The following is a 17,275-nucleotide window of genomic DNA, read 5'->3' on the forward strand; positions in this document are numbered from 1 at the left end:
TCGTGGGTGGATGAGGGCGGACGTTCGAACGCCCACGCATCCTACGCGACGAAGCGGTCCTTCAGTGCCAGCATCGCCAGCGCCGCCTTGGCCGCGCCGCCGCCCTTGTCGCCCTCGGTCGGGCGCGCACGCGTGAGCGCCTGCGCCTCGTTCTCGGTGGTCAGGATGCCGTTGCCGATCGGCAGGCCGTCCATCGTCAGCGCCATGATCCCGCGCGCGCTCTCGCCCGCGACGATCTCGAAATGATAGGTCTCGCCGCGGATCACGACACCCAGCGCGACATAGCCGTCATAGGTCTCGCTCTCGGCCGCCAGCGCGATCGCACCGGGGACCTCGAGCGCGCCGGGGACGGTGATCGTCTCGTGGCTGTGGCCCGCGGCCTCGATCGCCGCGCGCGCGCCCTCGATCAGCAGGTCGTTCAGATGGTCGTAGAACCGCGCTTCGACGATCAGGATATGCGCCATCAGTTGGGAGCCTTTTCGGTGTCGAGGGGAGCGATCGGGCGTTCGCCGACGATCGACAGGCCATAGCCGTCGAGCCCGACCAGCGTGTGGTGCGTGTTGGTGATCAGCACCATGTCATGGACGCCGAGCTCGGTCAGGATCATCGCGCCGACGCCGTAGTCGCGCAGCTCTTCCATGTCCGGGGTGATCTCCGCGCCCGCCTTCTTCAGCACGGCGGAGGTGAACGCGTTGCCGCGCGGCCGGTTGATGACGACGATCACGCCCGCGCCCTCGTCGGCGATCATCTGCATCGACCGCGCGAGGATCCGGCCGCGATCGCCCGATTCGCCGAAGATGTCAGCGAAGGGCGACAGCGCATGCATGCGGACGAGCGTCGGCTTTGCCGGGTCGATTCGGCCCTTGACCAGCGCGACCTGCTCGGTGCCCGTCGCCTTGTTCCAGAAGGTCAGCGCGGTCCAGTCGCCGCCCCATTCGGACGTGAACCTGGCCTCGGCGCGCTTCTCGACCAGATGATCGTAGCGGCGGCGATACGCGATCAGGTCGCGGATCGTGCCGATCTTGATATTATGGAACTGCGCGAAGGTGACGAGGTCGTCCATCCGCGCCATCGTCCCGTCCTCGTTCATGATCTCGCAGATCACGCCCGAGGGGTTGAGCCCGGCCAGCCGCGCGACGTCGACCGCCGCCTCGGTATGGCCGGCGCGGATCAGCACGCCGCCGTCGCGCGCGACCAGCGGGAAGACATGGCCGGGGGTGACAATGTCCGCCTTCTGCTTGGTCGCATCGATCGCCACCGCGATGGTGCGGGCGCGGTCCGCCGCCGAGATGCCCGTCGTCACGCCTTCGAGCGCCTCGATCGACACGGTGAACGCGGTCTCGTGCCTTGTGCCGTTGTTGCGGCTCATCAGCTCGAGTCCGAGCTCTTCGGTCCGCGTCTTGGTCAGCGCGAGACAGATCAGCCCGCGACCGAACTTCGCCATGAAGTTGATCTTCTCGGGCGTCGCCATCTGCGCGGGGATGACCAGGTCGCCCTCGTTCTCGCGGTCCTCGTCATCGACCAGGATGAACATCCGGCCGTTGCGCGCCTCGTCGATGATCTCTTCGGGGCTCGACAGATATCCATGCTTCAGGCGCCCGAGTTCGGCGCTGCGTTCAGCCGGCATTGACACGGTAATGCTCCATCCGTTGGAGATAGCGGGCAAGGACGTCGATCTCGATATTGACCGTCCGGTCCGTCTCGATCGTCCCGAGCGTGGTGACGCCCCAGGTATGCGGGATGATGTTCAGCCCGAACTCGACCGCGCGTTGCCCGTCGGGGCCGTCGACGTCGCGGACGGTGTTGACGGTCAGCGACACGCCGTCGATCGTGACCGATCCCTTGGCGGCGATGAACGGCGCGATGTCTGCGCCGGCGCGGACGGTGACGCGGTGCGATCCGCCCTCCTCGACCACCGACACCACCGTCCCGAGTCCGTCGACATGGCCGGTGACGATATGCCCGCCCAGTTCCTCGCCGAGCTTCATCGCGCGTTCGAGGTTTAGCGGACGACCTTGCGTCCACTGGTCGCGCGCGGTGCGGCTGATCGTTTCGCCCGACACGTCGACCGCGAACCAGTGCGGTCCGTCGCCGCCCGCGGACTTGTCGACCACGGTCAGGCAGACGCCCGAACACGCGATCGACGCGCCCAGGTCGATCGTGGCGGGATCATAGGCGGTCGCGATGACCACGCGCGTGTCGCCCTGCTGCGCCACGCTGGTGATTGTGCCGATGTCGGTGACGATTCCGGTAAACATTATCCCTCGTTTCGCTCGCGCTCGTAGACCTCGACTCGGTCGCTGCCAAGTTGCCGTGACTCGACGATCGACCAGCGGCCATGCGCGCTGGAAAGATCGCCGAGACCAATATCGCCAATGGAATGCCGGCCGTTCCCGATCAGGATCGGCGCGCGGTACAGCAGCAGCCGGTCGACCAGATCCGCGGCAAGGAACGCCGACGCTACGGCCGCGCCGCCCTCGACCAGCAGATGGTCGCCGGGCAGGGCCGCAATATCCTGCGGATCGGCGATGACGTGCCACCCCGCGTCCGCATCGGGCGCCGTCCGCGACAGCAGTACGCGGCGCGGTGCCCGCGATTCGAGCCCGGCCAGCCGCACGTCGAGTCGCGGCGCATCCGCCTCGAACGTCCCGCGCCCGACCAAAATCGACTCGTGCCGGCTCCGTTCGAGATGCGCATGCGCGCGCGCCTGTGGCCCGGTGATCCAGCGGCTCGACCCGTCCGCCATCGCGATACATCCGTCGAGCGAGGTCGCGAGCTTCAGTGTAACATGCGGCCGGCCGCGAGCGAGTCGTGTAAGGAACCCCGCCATCGACCGCCGTGCCTCGGCGGCGCGCACGCCCGTCTCGACGCGGATCCCGGCGTCGCGCAACCGCGCGAACCCGCGCCCTGCGGTTCGCGGATCGGGATCTTCCAGCGCCGCGACGACCCGCGCCACGCCCGCCGCGATCAGCAGGTCGCTGCACGCCGGCCCGCGCGGTGAGTCATGCGCGCAGGGCTCGAGCGTCACATAGGCCGTGGCTCCCCGCGCCTTCGCGCCCGCCTGCGCCAGTGCCATCGCCTCGGCATGCGGCCGACCGCCTGCTTGCGTCCAGCCGCGCCCGACGATGCGTCCGTCCGCGACGATCACGCAGCCTACACAAGGGTTGAGGGCCGTTCGCCCGCGTCCCCGCGCGGCCAGCGCCAGCGCTGCCCCGACAAACCGGCCGGATTCGATGGTCAGATCCCCAGCGCCTTCAGCTTGTCGTCCATCCGCTTGAACGACGCGCGGGTTTCCTCCTCGCGCTTCTTCTGCTCAGCCAGGCGCGCGGCCTTGATCGGCGCGTCGATCTTCTGCTGGGCGACGATCTGCGCATCGGTGCGATCCGCGGGCCATTGCTCGACATAGACGATGTTCGGCCGATATTCGCGCTCGGCATAGCTGTCCTTCGAGAAGGCGTAGATCAGGAAGCCCGTGACGAGCATCGCCAGCGCGAGAAAGCCGAGCTCGTACGGCTGCCGGCCCCGGAGGAACAGGCGGAGGTCGCGATAGGCGCGGACCGGCGAGAAACGACTGAAAGAGCCCATCGCGCAAAGATAGGCATGCAGGCCCCCCAAGGCCAGTACCTTGGGCGACGACCCGGGGGCCCGACCTGTATGCCCATCCTGCGGCGGGTCGTCGCCCGCGGCTCAGTTTTCCAGCACGAACGACAGGTTCATCGTCTTCCACGCCTCAACCGCGACTCCGTCGCGCGTCGCCGGCCTGAACCGCCACTTCGTCAGCGCCCGGTCCAGCGTCGCGCGATAAAAGGCGTCGCTGGTGGCGGTGACCCGCTCGACCTGTTTCACGCGCCCGTCCGCGCCGATCAGCACGCGCAGGACGACTCGCCCCTCGCGCCCGGCCCGGCGTTCTTCGGACGGATAGCCCGGCTGGAAATCCGCAGCATAGCGCGGGTCGATGCCCGGCTGGACGAACAGGGGCGACGGCTTGGGCGGATCGACCGTCACGCTGCCTGTGCCCGTGCCGACGACGTCGATCGGCGGGGTGAAGGGCAGGGGGTCGGGCACGACCTCGAACCCTTCGGTGGCCGGCGTCGGCACCTGCCGGACCGGTGCATCGGGCCGCGGCGCTGGGCGCGGCTGCTGGCGGACCAGCGGCTCGACCGGCGGCACCGGCGTGGGCGGCGGCGGGGTGTGCGGGATATAGATTGTGAGCGGCGGGTCGGGCGGCGTGAACGGCGCCAGTTCCGGCGCCGCAAAGAACAACGCACCGATCACCACGCCGTTGATCGCCAGCGCGACGCCCAGGCTTCCGGGATTCAATCCGCCCGTCCGGCTCATTCTGTCCGCGTACATCCGTCCGTCTCCTTCGCATCTCCTCGAGGATGGCGGCGCGATCGATACCGCCACGTGAAATGGTACATCATTACATATGCGGCGCAAGCGCGATCGGAACCGTTTTGCACGCCGTCGGATGAGGGGCGGTCAGCGGGGTTTCAGCCCGCTCGTTCAAGCCTCAGCCGGCGCGTGCCGCCGCGAGGCGCGCCAGTGCCCGCTCGCGCCCGATCAGCGGCAGCAGCGCCGCCATGTCGGGCCCGTGATCGCGCCCGGTCAGCGCGCGGCGCAGCGGCAGGAACAGCGCCTTACCCTTGCGCCCGGTCTCCGCCTTCAGTTGGCTCGTCAGGGCGTGCCAGGGGTCACTTGCCCAGTCGATCGCCGCGGCAGCGACCAGCGCCTGGTCGAGATACGCCGCATCCTCGTCCCCGCCGACGGGCTCGACCGCGACCGGCCCCTCGATCACCTGCCACCAGTCGGCGGCATCGGCGAGCGTCACCAGGTTCGGACGTACCGCCTCCCATGCAGCCTCGCCCATCCCCGCGGGCAGGCGGTCGGCGACGTCGGCAAAGGGCAGCGCATGCAGGATCCGCGCATTCACCTGCGCCAGCTCGCCCTCGTCGAACCGCGCCGGCGCGCGGCCGAACCGGGCGAAGTCGAACGTCGCGATCAGCGGCGCGGCGTCGGCGATCGGCTCGACCGGATCGCTCGTCCCGATCCGCGCGAGCAGCGCGCGCACCGCCTGCGGCTCGATCCCTACCTCGCGGAAATGATCCGCGCCGAGCGAGCCCAGCCGCTTCGACAATTTCCCTTCTGCGCCGGTCAGCAGCGCCTCGTGCGCAAACTGCGGTGCGGGCGCGCCGAGTGCTGCGAACATCTGCAGCTGCAGCGCGGTGTTCGACACATGATCCTCGCCGCGCACGACATGAGTCACGCCCATATCGGCATCGTCGATCGCCGACGGCAGCATGTACAGCCACGACCCGTCCGCGCGCCGGATCACCGGGTCGCTCATCGTCCGCGCCTCGAAATGCTGTTCGCCGCGGATCAGGTCGGTCCAGGCGATCGGCGTGTCGTGATCGAGCTTGAATCGCCAGTGCGGCGCCACCCCGTCGCGCTCGAACACCGCGCGCTGCGCGTCGGTGAGCGCCAGTGCCGCGCGATCATAGATCGGCGGCAGCCCGCGCCCTGCCTGAATCTTGCGCTTCAGGTCGAGCTCCTGCGCGCTCTCATACGCCGGATAGATATGCCCGCTCTCGACCAGCGCCTCGAACCGCGCCTCGTACAGCGCGAACCGCGCCGACTGGCGTTCCTCGCCATCGGGCGTCATCCCCAGCCAGTCGAGATCGCTACGGATCGCGTCGACGAACCGTTCCTCGCTGCGCGCCGCATCGGTGTCGTCGATCCGCAGCAGGAAGCGTCCGCCCTGCGCACGCGCGAACATCCAGTTGTGGAGCGCCGTGCGGATGTTGCCGACGTGCAGCCGGCCGGTGGGCGAGGGGGCGAAACGGGTTATGACGGTCATGCCCTGCGCTGTACGAAGCGGCGCGCGCCCCGGCAAACCCCTTCGCCCCTTTCCCCATTGAAACACCGGGACTAAGGGGCGTGCGACTGGGCGTGGAGCGATTTTGATGAAACTGATGACCGGCAATTCCAACCTGCCTCTGGCGCAGGAGATCGCCGCCTATCTCGAAATCCCGCTGACCGATGTCAGCGTCCGCCGCTTCGCCGACGAGGAAGTGTTCGTCGAGATCAACGAGAATGTCCGCGGCGAGGACGTGTTCGTGATCCAGTCGACCGGCTATCCGGCGAACGACAACCTCATGGAATTGCTCATCATGATCGACGCGCTGAAGCGCGCGTCGGCACGCCGCATCACCGCGGTCATCCCCTATATGGGCTATGCCCGCCAGGACCGGAAACCCGGCCCGCGCACGCCGATCTCGGCCAAGCTCGTCGCCAACCTCATCACCGTCGCGGGCGCCAACCGCGTCCTCTCGGTCGATCTCCATGCCGGGCAGATCCAGGGCTTCTTCGATATCCCGACCGACAATCTCTATGCGGCGCCGGTCATGTCCGCGGATATCCTTGCGCGGTTCAAGGGCAAGAACCTGATGGTCGTCTCCCCCGATGTCGGCGGCGTGGTGCGTGCGCGCGTGCTCGCCAAGCGGCTCAACAACGCGCCGCTCGCGATCGTCGACAAGCGTCGCGAGCGCGCAGGCGAATCGGAGGTGATGAACATCATCGGCGAGGTCGAGGGCCGCTTCTGCATCCTGGTCGACGACATCGTCGATTCGGCGGGTACGCTGTGCAATGCGGCGGCCGCGCTGATGGAGGCGGGCGCCGAGGGCGTCGTCGCCTATGTCACGCACGGCGTACTGTCGGGCGGCGCGGTCGCGCGGGTCGAGGGCTCCGAGCTGCGCGAGCTCGTCATCACCGATTCGATCGGCAATCATGACGTGATCAAGGGTGCGCATGGCAAGATCCGCCACCTGCAGATCGCACCGCTGCTCGGCGAGGCGATCAAGCGGATCGCGGATGAAACGAGCGTCTCGAGCCTGTTCGACTGACGCGCCGCTGTCGGATCGTGGTGCGGTCGCCGGGTTACCGCTGCGACAGCGCCACGATGTGATCGAACACCGCAGGGTGTAGCGGCTTGGCGAAGGCGCAGCCATATTTGAACTTGTCGCGCCATGCGACCACCGCCTCGAGCGCGGCGAGGCCGGGCAAGGTCAGCCACACGACCGTCCCCGGCCAGAGCGTGAAGCTCGTCTCGGCCCGGAACCCCGACAGCGACAGGTCGGTCACTTCGATCTCGAACCGCGTCTGGCCGCGGTCGCGCAGATGCGCGCGCATCCTGACGGATTTGCGCAACGCCCGGCGCAACTCTCCACCGGGCTCTTCACCGGTCCGAGTCTCAGGCGAGTCGTAGGCGGGGTCTGTCATGGTTCAACTCTGGCACGGAAAGGGTTACTTTTCCGCAAATGTTTGTGATCCGGCAGGCGTTTCGATCTGCCGCGGCGCAGATCCCTAAAATGGCCAAAATTCAGCGATCCACTCGCCCTATTGCGAACAAGACGCAAGTGCAAATGCCTTAAGGGTGGATTTGCAGCGCGCCCTGTGCTTTACGCGCTGGCAATTCCCGAGTTTCCTAAAAATTGCGTGGAGCCTTCCCGATGAACATCCATGAATACCAGGCCAAGGAACTGCTGGCCAAGTTCGGCGTCCCCGTCCCCGCCGGTTTCGCGGCGCTGACCGTCGAGGAGGCCGTCGAGGCCTCGAAGAAGCTCCCCGGACCGCTCTATGTCGTCAAGGCGCAGATCCACGCCGGCGGCCGCGGCAAGGGCAAGTTCGTCGAGCTCGGCCCCGACGCCAAGGGCGGTGTCCGCCTCGCCAAGACCGAGGACGAGGTTCGTGCCGCTGCGACCGACATGCTCGGCAACACGCTCGTCACGATCCAGACGGGTGACGCGGGCAAGCAGGTCAACCGCCTGTACGTCACCGACGGCGTGGATATCGACAAGGAATTCTACCTCGCGCTGACGCTCAACCGCACCACCGGCCGGGTGATGATGGTGGCCTCGACCGAAGGCGGCATGGACATCGAAGCGGTCGCGCACGACACGCCCGAGAAGATCCAGTCGATCGACATCGACCAAGCGACCGGCTTCATGCCGCATCACGGCCGCGCCGTTGCCGCTGCACTCCAGCTGACCGGCGATCTCGCCAAGCAGGCCGCAAGCACCGCGTCGAAGCTGTATGACGCGTTCATGGGCACCGATGCCGAGCAGATCGAGATCAACCCGCTCGCAGTCACCAACGACGGCAAGCTGATGGTGCTTGACGCAAAGGTCGCGTTCGACGGCAACGCGCTGTTCCGCCACAAGGACCTGCTCCAGCTGCGCGACGAGACCGAGGAAGATCCCGCCGAGCTCGAGGCGTCGAAGTACGACCTCGCCTATATCAAGCTCGACGGCGACATCGGCTGCATGGTCAACGGCGCCGGCCTCGCCATGGCGACGATGGACATCATCAAGCTCAACGGCATGTTCCCGGCGAACTTCCTCGACGTCGGCGGCGGCGCCAACAAGGAGAAGGTGACGGCCGCGTTCAAGATCATCCTTGCGGATCCGAACGTGAAGGGCATTCTCGTCAACATTTTCGGTGGCATCATGAAGTGCGACATCATCGCCGACGGCATCGTCGCGGCGGCGAAGGAAGTGAACCTGTCGGTCCCGCTCGTCGTCCGCCTCGAGGGCACGAATGTCGAGAAGGGCAAGGAGATCCTCGCGAACTCCGGCCTGGCAATCGTCCCCGCGAACGACCTTGGCGATGCCGCCAAGAAGATCGTCGCAGAGGTGCAGAAGGTCGCGGCGTAACCGCTGTCGGCCTCGCATACTGACTTCGCGAAAAACGGGGCTCGGACGGAAACGTCCGGGCCCTTTTTCGTTGGTATCGCAGCCGGTCCGACGGGGCGGTCGTCGTGACGCTACGGTATCCGATGTTTCCGTACCGCACTTGCGAAAACGACGCGAAACCGCCATCTGTCGCACCAACGCAGCCGGTAACCGGCGGGCGAAACGAACATATTCAGCTTGGAAGGAATCCTGATGAAGGTGCTGGTGCCGGTCAAGCGTGTGCTTGACTACAACGTGAAGCCTCGCGTGAAGGCGGACGGAACGGGCGTCGATCTGGCGAACGTCAAGATGAGCATGAACCCGTTCGACGAGATCGCGGTCGAGGAAGCGATCCGCCTGAAGGACAAGGGCGTGACCGAGATCGTCGTCGTGTCGATCGGCGAGCAGAAATCGCAGGAAACGCTGCGCACCGCGCTCGCCATGGGCGCCGACCGCGCGATCCTCGTCCTCAGCGAGACCAAGGTCGAGCCATTGGGCGTCGCCAAGATCCTCGCCAAGATCGTCGAGGAAGAACAGCCCGACCTCGTCATCCTCGGCAAGCAGGCGATCGACGACGACAACAACCAGACCGGGCAGATGCTCGCCGGCCTCCTGAACTGGGGCCAGGGCACGTTCGCGTCGAAGGTCGAGATCGCTGACGGCTCGGTCCATGTGACGCGCGAAGTCGATGGCGGTGCGGAGACGGACACGCTCAAGTTGCCCGCGATCATCACCACCGATCTTCGCCTCAACGAGCCGCGCTATGCGTCGCTGCCGAACATCATGAAGGCCAAGTCGAAGCCGATGGCGACCAAGGCGCCGGCCGACTTCGGTGTCGACGTGACGCCGCGGCTGACCACGCTGAAGGTCGTCGAGCCCGCCAAGCGCTCGGCGGGGATCAAGGTCGCTGACGTCGACGAGCTCGTCGGCAAACTCAAGACGATGGGAGTCGCAAAGTGAAGACGCTCGTTTGGGTCGAACATGACGGTCAGGTCGTCAAGGACGCCACGCTCTCCGCGGTCACTGCCGCGAGCAAGCTCGGCGAAGTCCATCTGCTGGTCGCAGGGCAGGGGGTCGACGCCGTTGCGGCCGCCGCCGCGAAGATCGCCGGCGTCGGCAAAGTGCATGTCGCCGATGACGCGGCGTTCGCGCACGCGCTCGCCGAAAACGTTGCGCCGCTGATCGTCGAGCTGATGGGCCATCACGACGCGTTCGTCGCGCCGTCCACCACGCACGGCAAGAACATCGCGCCGCGCGTCGCAGCCCTGCTCGACGTCATGCAGATCAGCGACATCCTCTCGGTCGAGAGCGACGACACGTTCACGCGCCCGATCTATGCGGGCAACGCGATCGCCACCGTCCAGTCGTCGGACGCGAAGAAGGTCATTACCGTCCGCGGCACCGCGTTCGAGAAGGCCGCCACCGAAGGCGGCTCGGGCGAGATCGAGGCTGTCGCCTCGACCGGCGACAAGGGTCTGTCGACCTTTGCCGGCGCGGAGATCGCGAAGAACGAGCGTCCCGAACTGACCAGTGCGAAGATCATCGTTTCGGGCGGCCGTGCGCTGGCGTCGAGCGACCAGTTCCACGCGCTGATCGATCCGCTCGCGGACAAGCTGGGCGCGGGCGTCGGTGCAAGCCGCGCCGCGGTCGATGCGGGCTATGCCCCGAACGACTATCAGGTCGGCCAGACGGGCAAGATCGTCGCCCCCGAAGTCTATGTTGCAGTCGGCATCTCGGGCGCGATCCAGCATCTCGCGGGCATGAAGGATTCGAAGACGATCATCGCGATCAACAAGGACGAGGACGCGCCGATCTTCCAGGTTGCGGACATCGGCCTGGTCGGCGACCTGTTCAAGATCGTCCCCGAACTGACGGAAAAGCTCTGACCCCGCAATGCCTCCCCCGCCAGGGGGAGGTGGCAGGCATAGCCTGACGGAGGGGGAGGATAGACGGACCCATATTGCCCGTCCTCCTCCCCCACCCACCAAACCCCCGGACAGCGCCGCGGCCCGAACGCTTGCCGCCCCGCGCCATCCTCCCCAGATATCAGTCATGTACGGCGTCCAACCCCATCCGCGCGACCGGATCCTGTCCGCCGCCGGCGCCGCTGCTCTGTGTGCAGCATTGGGCTATGCGTTGATCCTTGGCCTCGGCGTCAGCCTCCCGTCGGCGATCCCCGACGCGCTCAAGACCTTCGCGGTCGGCCCGCCGCCCCCGCCGCCGCCACTCGAAAAAGTCGTGCCCCGCCCGGCGAAGAGCCACCGCCCCGAAGGCGCCGCATCACCCGCCAATCTCCGGTCGAAGGCGACCGAACTCGTCGCCCCGATCCCGATCGTTCCACCCGTCATCCCGCCGCCGATCGTCGCTGCGCTCAAGCCCGGCGTCGGCAGTGCGGCGACGACCGGCGCCGCGCCGGTCCCGGGGCCCGGCACCGGCGCGGGCGGTGAGGGCGACGGTACCGGCAGCGGCCGCTATGGCGACGGCGACGGCGATGGCGGCGACGAGAGCCCGCCGCGGCTGTTGAAGGGGCGGTTCAGGAACAGGGACTTCCCCAATGCGGAGGCGATCATCGGCGCGGGCGGCGTGGTCGGTGTCCGCTACACCGTCGAGACGAACGGCCGCGTCACCGGGTGCAGCATCACGCGCTCGAGCGGCAATGCGGTGCTCGACGCGACGACCTGCCGGCTGATCGAACTGCGCTATCGCTATCGCCCCTGGCTCGACGCCGCGGGGCGCCCGGTCCGCTCGACCGTCGTCCACAATCAGGAATGGGTCAACGAACTCAGCCCCCCCGAGGACGACGACTGATCCTCTTGCCGCTGTGCGACGCGGCGGGCACGATGCTGCGGCATGATCACCGCCCTGCTCCTGATCGCCGCGCAGGCAAGCGCGGCGCCCGTCGCCCCCGCCCCCCGCATAGCCGCGCGTGTTGACCGGGTGCTCAGTAAAACCCCGGTCATCGACGGCCATAACGACCTCGCCTGGGAAATCCGCGACGTGCACGGCGCAAAGGTCGAATCGCTCGATCTCGCTGCGGACACACGCCCGCTCCAGACGGACATTCCCCGCCTGCGCAAGGGCCGCGTCGGCGCGCAATTCTGGTCGGTGTGGATCCCCGCAGATATGACCGGCCCGCGCGCGGTCGAGATGACACTCGAACAGATCGATATCGTCCGCCGATTCGTCGCCGCGAACCCCGCCGCGCTCGAACGCGCGACCAGCGCCGCCGATATCCGTCGGATCGAGAAGGCGGGGCGGATCGCGTCGCTGATCGGGGTCGAGGGCGGGCACCAGATCGATGGCCGCCTTTCCGTGCTGCGCCAGTACCGCGCGCTCGGCGTCGGTTACATGACGCTGACGCACGGCAAGAGCCTGAACTGGGCGGACAGTTCGACCGATGCGCCGCGCGCGAACGGGCTCACCGATTTCGGCCGCGCGGTCGTCGCCGAGATGAACCGGATCGGCATGATCGTCGATGTCAGCCACGTCTCCGACGCGACGATGCGCGCGGTCCTCGCCGCGGCCAGGGCACCAGTGATGGCCTCGCACTCGAGCGCCCGCGCGCTGACCGACGCACCGCGCGACATTCCTGACGACCTGCTCGCCGCGATCGGCGCGAACGGCGGGATCGTCATGGTCAATTTCTACCCCGCCTTCGTCTCGACCGCGTGGCGGACCTGGGATGCCGACCGGACCGCCTTCGCCAAGACTGCAGGCGTGCCCGCGAACGTCTATGGCGCGCGTTCGCCTGCGCCGCTCGTCGCCTGGGACCGGGACCATCCCGAACCGCGTGTCACCGCCGCGACCGTTGCGGATCATGTCGAGCATATCGCGCGGGTGGCTGGCCGGGATCATGTCGGCCTCGGCGGCGATTATGACGGCATCAACGGCACCGGGCCGCAGGGGATGACGGGCGTCGACGGCTATCCGCTGCTGTTCGCCGAACTCGCACGGCGTGGCTGGAGCGATGCTGACATGGCCAGGCTCGCCGGCGGCAACATGCTCCGCGTCATGGACACCGTCGATGCAATCGCGCGGTCGCTGTCCGCGCTGCCGCCGGGCGACGCGATCGATATCGCGTCGCGCTGAGACTCAGGGCACCGGCATCCGCGGTGCCGCCACCGGCTCGACCCGCAATGGTGGCACTGCGCGGAGCCTCAGCCCGATTGCCAGCGCCGCACCGCCGACGACCAGGCAAAAGCCCGTCACGCCGGGCCAGCCGGCATGCGTCCACGCGAACCCGCCCGCCGAGCCCAGCACGCTCGACCCCATATAATAGAAGAACAGGTAGAACGCCGCCGCCTGCCCGCGCGCGCCACCGCCCGCGACGCTCTGCGCCCGCCGCCCGACCCACGCGCTCGCGATCGAATGCGCGCCGAAAAAGCCGATCGTCACCACCGCGATGCCGGCGATCACCAGCGCCAGCGGCTGCATCGCGGTCAGCGCGACGCCCACGATCAGCACCACCACTGGGACCCAGAAGATCGTCCGCCGCCCCAGCCGCCCGGCGAGCGTCCCGAACCGCGCCGAGCTGATCGACCCCAGCACATAGAGCAGGAACACCGCGCCGACCGCCGACTGGCTAAGCCCGTAAGGCGGCCCCATCAGCCGGAATCCTGCATAATTGTAGACGGTGACGAACACCCCCATCAGCAGGAACGCCTCGAGATACAGCAAAGGCATCGCCCGGTCGGTGAACAGCGCACGCGCATCGCGGACCAGCGCCGCCGGGCGGCCCGCGCTGGGATGGAAGTTGCGCGACGGCGGGGCGAGCCGGCGAAACGCTTCGGCCATCGCCAGCCCCGCGACCCCGACCGCGGCGATCGCGAATCTCCACCCGCCAAAATCGGCGACGAGGCTCGCGACCAGCCGCCCGCCCATCCCGCCGATCGCGCTGCCCGCGATATACAGCCCCATCGCCCCCCCGACCGAGGCCGAATCGACCTCCTCGGCGACATAGGCCATCGCCACCGCCGGCACCCCCGCCAGCGCCAGCCCGGTGAGGAACCGCAGCACCAGCAACCCGCTCCACCCCGGCACCAAGGCGGTCGCCAGCGTCAGTGCACCCGCCGCAAACATCGCCGCGATCATCAGCGGCCGCCGCCCGAGCCGGTCGGACACGGCCCCTGCAAACAAGATCCCGATTGCGAGCGGCCCGGTTGCCAGCGAGACTGCGAGCGACGCGGCCTCGGCGCTCAGCCCGAACTGCGCGGCGAGCGACGGCAGCAGCGGCTGCACCGAATAGAGCAGCGAGAAGGTCGAGAACCCCGCGAACAGCATCGCCATCGTCAGCCCGCGATAGGCCGGCGTCCCGGCGGCGATCCCCGTTCCCGAAATGTCAGAATCCCCGCAAGAAGCTGTCGACATTGCGGCCGAGCGCATCGACCGCATAGCCGCCCTCCATCACGATCGCGGTCGGCCAGCCGCGCGCCGCGATATCGCGCGCGAGCACCGCATAATCGGGCGTGGTCAGCGCGAAGTGCGAGATCGGATCCCCCTCCCACGTATCCGCGCCGAAGCTGACGACGAGCAGCCCGGGATTGAACGTCGCGATCGCGTCGAGCGCGGTCGTCTGCGCCGTGCGAAACGCGTCGATCGCCGTGCCGTGGGGAAGGGGCAGGTTGAGCGTAGCGCCCAGACCCTCGCCGTCCCCCGTCTCGTCGGCATGCCCCCAGAAGAACGGATAGTCGGTCCGGGGATCGGCATGCACCGAGGCGTAGAACACATCGCCGCGGTCGTAGAAGATGTCCTGCGTGCCGTTGCCGTGATGATAGTCGATGTCGAGGATCGCGACGCGTGCGACACCCGCGTCGCGCGCCGCCTGTGCCGCGATCGCCGCGGTGTTGAGATGGCAATAGCCGCCGCAATAATCCGCACCCGCATGATGGCCGGGCGGCCGGCACAGCGCGAACGCCGCGCGGTCGCCCTCCAGCACCGCGTGCGTCGCGGCCAGCGCGGACTGCGCGCTGCCATAGGAGGCGGCCCAGCTGTCGGGCGTAATCGGCGTCGTCGCGTCGAAGCTGTGCGCGCCGATCAGCGCGTCGATCCGCGTCAGGTCGAGCGGCCGCCGCCCGCGGATCGGAAATGCATAGGGAATCGCATCCCCCGTTCGCCCCGCCTCGCGCCACAACCGCGCCGCGTCCTTCAGGAATGCGACATAGGCCGGCGAATGCACCGCGAGGATCGCCGTCTCGCCGCGATCTGCCGGTGTCTCGACCGGACCTAGCGCGGCCAGGATCGCATCGACCCGCGCCGGCATCTCCGCATAGGTCGTGAAGCCGCCATTGTGCAGCTCCTGCGTCGGCGCATGCGCCCGCTGCCGATCGTCGAAGAACATGCGCATCGGTCTGTTACCTTGTCAGAGATGTCAGGCAGCGGGGCGGGCGAGCGCCTCCGCGATCAGCTTGCGCGAATTGTCGATCCCGTACAGCGCGATGAAACTGCCCATCCGCGGCCCCTGTTCGGAGCCGAGCAGCGTCTCGTATAGCGCCTTGAACCAATCGCGCAGGGTCTCGAACCCGCCGGTCTTGCCGATCTCGTAGACGATGTTCTGCACATCCTCAGCGCTCGCATCGGCGGGCAGCGCGGCAAGTTCGGCATCGAGCCGCTCGAGCGCCGCGATCTCTACGCCTTCGGGTGCACGCCGCTTGAGCGTCGGCGCGACAAAATCGCGGCCGTACGCCAGCGCATGGTCGATCAGCTTGTCGAGCTCGGGATAGCTCTCCGCCGACGCATCGGGGACATAGTTCGCCAGATAGCCCCAGACCTGCGCCTTGCTCGCATCGCCCATCACGCCGACGAGGTTGAGCAGCAGCCCGAACGTCACCGGCAGCTCGCCCTCGGGCAGCTTGCCGTCATGGATATGGTGGATCGGATTGCCGAGCTTCTGCTTCAGATCCTGGCCGGCATAATTGCCGCGGAACTGCCAATATTCGTCCACCGCGCGCGGGATCACGCCCATGTGCAACGACTTGGCCTTTTTCGGCTCGCGATAGGCGTAGAACGCGAGGCTCTCCTGCGGGCCATAGGTCAGCCACTGGTCGAGGCTGAGGCCATTGCCCTTGGACTTCGAGATCTTCTCGCCATTCTCGTCGAGGAACATCTCGTAGTTGAAGCCCTCGGGCGGGCGGCCGCCGAGCACGCGCGCGATCTTCGACGACTGGGTCACCGAATCGATCAGGTCCTTGCCCGCCATCTCGTAATCGACGCCGAGCGCGACCCAGCGCATCGCCCAGTCGACCTTCCACTGCAGCTTGGCCTTGCCGCCGAGCACGCTCTGCTCGATCCGCTGCCCCTCATCCTCGAACGCGATCAGCCCGGCCTCGGCATCGATCACCTCGATCGGCACCTGCAACACGATGCCGCTGGTCGGCGAGATCGGCAGCACCGGCGAATAGGTCGCGCGGCGCTCGGCGCGGAGCGTCGGCAGCATCACGTCCTGGATGCCCTGGAAATGCCGCAGCACGCCCTTCAACGCCTCGTCGAAACGCCCGCTCGTGTAATAGTCGGTCGACGACGCGAACTCGTAATCGAAGCCGTAGCGATCGAGGAATTCGCGCAGAATCGCGTTGTTATGCGCGGCAAAGCTCGAATGCGTGCCGAACGGATCGGGGATCTGGGTCAGCGGCTTGCCGAGATGCTCGCGCAGCATGTCGCCATTGGGGACGTTGTCGGGCACCTTGCGCAAGCCGTCCATGTCGTCCGAAAACGCGATCAGCCGGGTCGGCGTGTCGCTCAGCGCGTGGAACGCGTTGCGCACCATCGTCGTGCGCAGCACTTCATTGAACGTGCCGATATGCGGCAGGCCCGACGGGCCATAGCCGGTCTCGAACAGGATCGGCGCGCCCTGCTTGCCCTGCGGATAGCGCTTGAGGAGTTTGCGCGCCTCCTCATACGGCCAGGCTTTGGATTCCAGGGCGGCGGTGCGGAGCTCGTCGGTCATGCCCCGCGCCCTAGCGCGAAGGTACGAGTCTGCAAAGTCCGCGCCGGCCCGGTACCGTTACGGCCGCGTGCGGCCCGTACCCGTATTGGCGCCACCGCCGCCGCCCGTGCCGGGGGCACCGACCGAGCCGATATTGCCGAACAGGTCCTGGAAGAAGCCGCGCTGGCGACCCAGCGTCGGCGTCGTCTTGCCATCCGGGCTGATCGAGGCGACCTGATCGAGCCCGCCGCGACGGATCGCGGTGACGGTGCCCTGCTGGTCGAAGCTGATCTGCAGCGTGATCTGCGCGTTCGGACGCGGGTTGCGGAACGCCAGGTTGCGGCTGTCGCGCGCCAGATAATACCAGTCACCCTGGTCGAACTGTCCCGCGAGCGTCGGCTTGCCGAGCGTCTGGAGCACCGACTGACGGTTGTCGACGCCGGGCTGGACCGAGTTGACGAGGTCGACATCGACCACATAGCCCTGGTGCGAGCGAAGCTGCGTGCAGCCTGCGCTCGTCAGGCCGACGAGCGCGAGCGCCGCGACGCTGGCCGTACGGCGTGTCAGGCGGAATGAAAGGACGCTCATATACTCTCCCGGGGCGGGGTCACGCGATACTGGCGGC

General features: G+C 67.6%; 18 protein-coding genes. 6 read left to right on the forward strand and 12 right to left on the reverse strand.

Annotated features, from left to right (window positions below; all coding sequences use genetic code 11):
- Nucleotides 1-41 precede the first annotated feature (41 nt).
- The 7 genes from ribH to gltX all read right to left on the reverse strand — a co-directional run bounded on the left by ribH (nt 42) and on the right by gltX (nt 5,857).
- Nucleotides 42-464 carry a 6,7-dimethyl-8-ribityllumazine synthase gene (gene ribH, locus NEF64_RS01555; RefSeq protein WP_031440486.1) on the reverse strand — a complete coding sequence of 141 codons (423 nt, stop codon included), beginning with the start codon at nt 462-464 and terminating at the stop codon, nt 42-44.
- Nucleotides 464-1,627, reverse strand: a complete 1,164-nt coding sequence (ribB, locus tag NEF64_RS01560; RefSeq protein ID WP_031440487.1) for a 3,4-dihydroxy-2-butanone-4-phosphate synthase — start codon at nt 1,625-1,627, stop codon at nt 464-466. Before ribB ends, ribH begins: the two co-directional genes overlap by 1 nt.
- Entirely contained in the window at nt 1,617-2,258 is a 642-nt protein-coding gene (locus NEF64_RS01565; RefSeq protein WP_031394605.1) for a riboflavin synthase, read from the reverse strand. Before NEF64_RS01565 ends, ribB begins: the two co-directional genes overlap by 11 nt.
- A complete protein-coding gene (gene ribD, locus NEF64_RS01570) occupies nt 2,258-3,235 on the reverse strand; it encodes a bifunctional diaminohydroxyphosphoribosylaminopyrimidine deaminase/5-amino-6-(5-phosphoribosylamino)uracil reductase RibD (protein WP_156360362.1) in 978 nt (325 codons plus the stop codon). The genes NEF64_RS01565 and ribD overlap by 1 nt, the downstream gene beginning before the upstream one ends.
- A gap of 2 nt (nt 3,236-3,237) precedes the next feature.
- Nucleotides 3,238-3,585 (reverse strand): hypothetical protein, encoded by a 348-nt coding sequence (locus tag NEF64_RS01575; protein WP_031396092.1) that lies wholly within the window; start codon nt 3,583-3,585, stop codon nt 3,238-3,240.
- 102 nt (nt 3,586-3,687) lie between these two features.
- The gene (locus tag NEF64_RS01580) at nt 3,688-4,353 is read right to left on the reverse strand and encodes an energy transducer TonB (RefSeq protein WP_056406685.1); all 666 of its coding nucleotides are present in this window, start codon (nt 4,351-4,353) and stop codon (nt 3,688-3,690) included.
- A 160-nt stretch (nt 4,354-4,513) separates the two neighbouring features.
- Nucleotides 4,514-5,857, reverse strand: coding sequence for a glutamate--tRNA ligase (gene gltX, locus NEF64_RS01585; RefSeq protein ID WP_056406687.1), 1,344 nt, complete (start codon nt 5,855-5,857; stop codon nt 4,514-4,516).
- Between the two features lie 106 nt (nt 5,858-5,963).
- Here gltX and NEF64_RS01590 point away from each other — a divergent pair, with 106 nt between their 5' ends.
- Entirely contained in the window at nt 5,964-6,902 is a 939-nt protein-coding gene (locus NEF64_RS01590; RefSeq protein ID WP_056406689.1) for a ribose-phosphate pyrophosphokinase, read from the forward strand.
- Nucleotides 6,903-6,936: 34 nt separating this feature from the next.
- On the opposite strand, the gene NEF64_RS01595 is transcribed toward NEF64_RS01590, so the two are convergent.
- Entirely contained in the window at nt 6,937-7,278 is a 342-nt protein-coding gene (locus NEF64_RS01595) for a PilZ domain-containing protein (RefSeq protein ID WP_042466950.1), read from the reverse strand.
- Nucleotides 7,279-7,508: 230 nt separating this feature from the next.
- On the opposite strand from NEF64_RS01595, the gene sucC reads away from it, so the two are divergent.
- The 5 genes from sucC to NEF64_RS01620 all read left to right on the forward strand — a co-directional run bounded on the left by sucC (nt 7,509) and on the right by NEF64_RS01620 (nt 12,818).
- Nucleotides 7,509-8,711, forward strand: coding sequence for an ADP-forming succinate--CoA ligase subunit beta (gene sucC / locus NEF64_RS01600; RefSeq protein ID WP_031393438.1), 1,203 nt, complete (start codon nt 7,509-7,511; stop codon nt 8,709-8,711).
- A gap of 231 nt (nt 8,712-8,942) precedes the next feature.
- Nucleotides 8,943-9,689, forward strand: coding sequence for an electron transfer flavoprotein subunit beta/FixA family protein (locus NEF64_RS01605; protein WP_031393439.1), 747 nt, complete (start codon nt 8,943-8,945; stop codon nt 9,687-9,689).
- Nucleotides 9,686-10,615, forward strand: coding sequence for an electron transfer flavoprotein subunit alpha/FixB family protein (locus NEF64_RS01610; RefSeq protein WP_031393440.1), 930 nt, complete (start codon nt 9,686-9,688; stop codon nt 10,613-10,615). Before NEF64_RS01605 ends, NEF64_RS01610 begins: the two co-directional genes overlap by 4 nt.
- 166 nt (nt 10,616-10,781) lie before the next feature.
- Nucleotides 10,782-11,537: an energy transducer TonB gene (locus tag NEF64_RS01615; RefSeq protein WP_056406691.1), complete on the forward strand. Its 756-nt coding sequence runs from the start codon at nt 10,782-10,784 to the stop codon at nt 11,535-11,537.
- Nucleotides 11,538-11,579: 42 nt separating this feature from the next.
- A complete protein-coding gene (locus NEF64_RS01620; RefSeq protein WP_252574551.1) occupies nt 11,580-12,818 on the forward strand; it encodes a dipeptidase in 1,239 nt (412 codons plus the stop codon).
- 3 nt (nt 12,819-12,821) lie between these two features.
- On the opposite strand, the gene NEF64_RS01625 is transcribed toward NEF64_RS01620, so the two are convergent.
- From NEF64_RS01625 to NEF64_RS01640, 4 genes are read right to left on the reverse strand one after another with little or no spacing between them, the layout of a single operon-like run.
- Complete coding sequence (locus NEF64_RS01625; RefSeq protein WP_056407386.1) at nt 12,822-14,096, reverse strand: MFS transporter; 1,275 nt, start codon at nt 14,094-14,096, stop codon at nt 12,822-12,824.
- The gene (locus NEF64_RS01630; RefSeq protein ID WP_031396394.1) at nt 14,068-15,072 is read right to left on the reverse strand and encodes a histone deacetylase family protein; all 1,005 of its coding nucleotides are present in this window, start codon (nt 15,070-15,072) and stop codon (nt 14,068-14,070) included. The genes NEF64_RS01625 and NEF64_RS01630 overlap by 29 nt, the downstream gene beginning before the upstream one ends.
- Nucleotides 15,073-15,096: 24 nt before the next feature.
- A complete protein-coding gene (locus NEF64_RS01635; RefSeq protein WP_056406695.1) occupies nt 15,097-16,671 on the reverse strand; it encodes a lysine--tRNA ligase in 1,575 nt (524 codons plus the stop codon).
- A gap of 57 nt (nt 16,672-16,728) precedes the next feature.
- On the reverse strand, nt 16,729-17,238 hold the full coding sequence (locus tag NEF64_RS01640) for an outer membrane protein assembly factor BamE (RefSeq protein ID WP_031396395.1): 510 nt from the start codon (nt 17,236-17,238) through the stop codon (nt 16,729-16,731).
- Nucleotides 17,239-17,275: the final 37 nt, after the last annotated feature.

Source organism: Sphingomonas aerolata (assembly GCF_023935825.1).
GTDB lineage: Bacteria > Pseudomonadota > Alphaproteobacteria > Sphingomonadales > Sphingomonadaceae > Sphingomonas > Sphingomonas aerolata.

Excerpts from the sequence above, each read along its gene's own strand:
- ribH (WP_031440486.1), bottom strand. The coding sequence starts at position 464 with ATGGCGCATATCCTGATCGTCGAAGCGCGGTTCTACGACCATCTGAAC.
- ribB (WP_031440487.1), bottom strand. The coding sequence starts at position 1,627 with ATGCCGGCTGAACGCAGCGCCGAACTCGGGCGCCTGAAGCATGGATAT.
- NEF64_RS01565 (WP_031394605.1), bottom strand. The coding sequence starts at position 2,258 with ATGTTTACCGGAATCGTCACCGACATCGGCACAATCACCAGCGTGGCG.
- NEF64_RS01575 (WP_031396092.1), bottom strand. The coding sequence starts at position 3,585 with ATGGGCTCTTTCAGTCGTTTCTCGCCGGTCCGCGCCTATCGCGACCTC.
- NEF64_RS01580 (WP_056406685.1), bottom strand. The coding sequence starts at position 4,353 with ATGTACGCGGACAGAATGAGCCGGACGGGCGGATTGAATCCCGGAAGC.
- gltX (WP_056406687.1), bottom strand. The coding sequence starts at position 5,857 with ATGACCGTCATAACCCGTTTCGCCCCCTCGCCCACCGGCCGGCTGCAC.
- NEF64_RS01590 (WP_056406689.1), top strand. The coding sequence starts at position 5,964 with ATGAAACTGATGACCGGCAATTCCAACCTGCCTCTGGCGCAGGAGATC.
- NEF64_RS01595 (WP_042466950.1), bottom strand. The coding sequence starts at position 7,278 with ATGACAGACCCCGCCTACGACTCGCCTGAGACTCGGACCGGTGAAGAG.
- sucC (WP_031393438.1), top strand. The coding sequence starts at position 7,509 with ATGAACATCCATGAATACCAGGCCAAGGAACTGCTGGCCAAGTTCGGC.
- NEF64_RS01605 (WP_031393439.1), top strand. The coding sequence starts at position 8,943 with ATGAAGGTGCTGGTGCCGGTCAAGCGTGTGCTTGACTACAACGTGAAG.
- NEF64_RS01615 (WP_056406691.1), top strand. The coding sequence starts at position 10,782 with ATGTACGGCGTCCAACCCCATCCGCGCGACCGGATCCTGTCCGCCGCC.
- NEF64_RS01620 (WP_252574551.1), top strand. The coding sequence starts at position 11,580 with ATGATCACCGCCCTGCTCCTGATCGCCGCGCAGGCAAGCGCGGCGCCC.
- NEF64_RS01625 (WP_056407386.1), bottom strand. The coding sequence starts at position 14,096 with ATGTCGACAGCTTCTTGCGGGGATTCTGACATTTCGGGAACGGGGATC.
- NEF64_RS01630 (WP_031396394.1), bottom strand. The coding sequence starts at position 15,072 with ATGCGCATGTTCTTCGACGATCGGCAGCGGGCGCATGCGCCGACGCAG.
- NEF64_RS01635 (WP_056406695.1), bottom strand. The coding sequence starts at position 16,671 with ATGACCGACGAGCTCCGCACCGCCGCCCTGGAATCCAAAGCCTGGCCG.
- NEF64_RS01640 (WP_031396395.1), bottom strand. The coding sequence starts at position 17,238 with ATGAGCGTCCTTTCATTCCGCCTGACACGCCGTACGGCCAGCGTCGCG.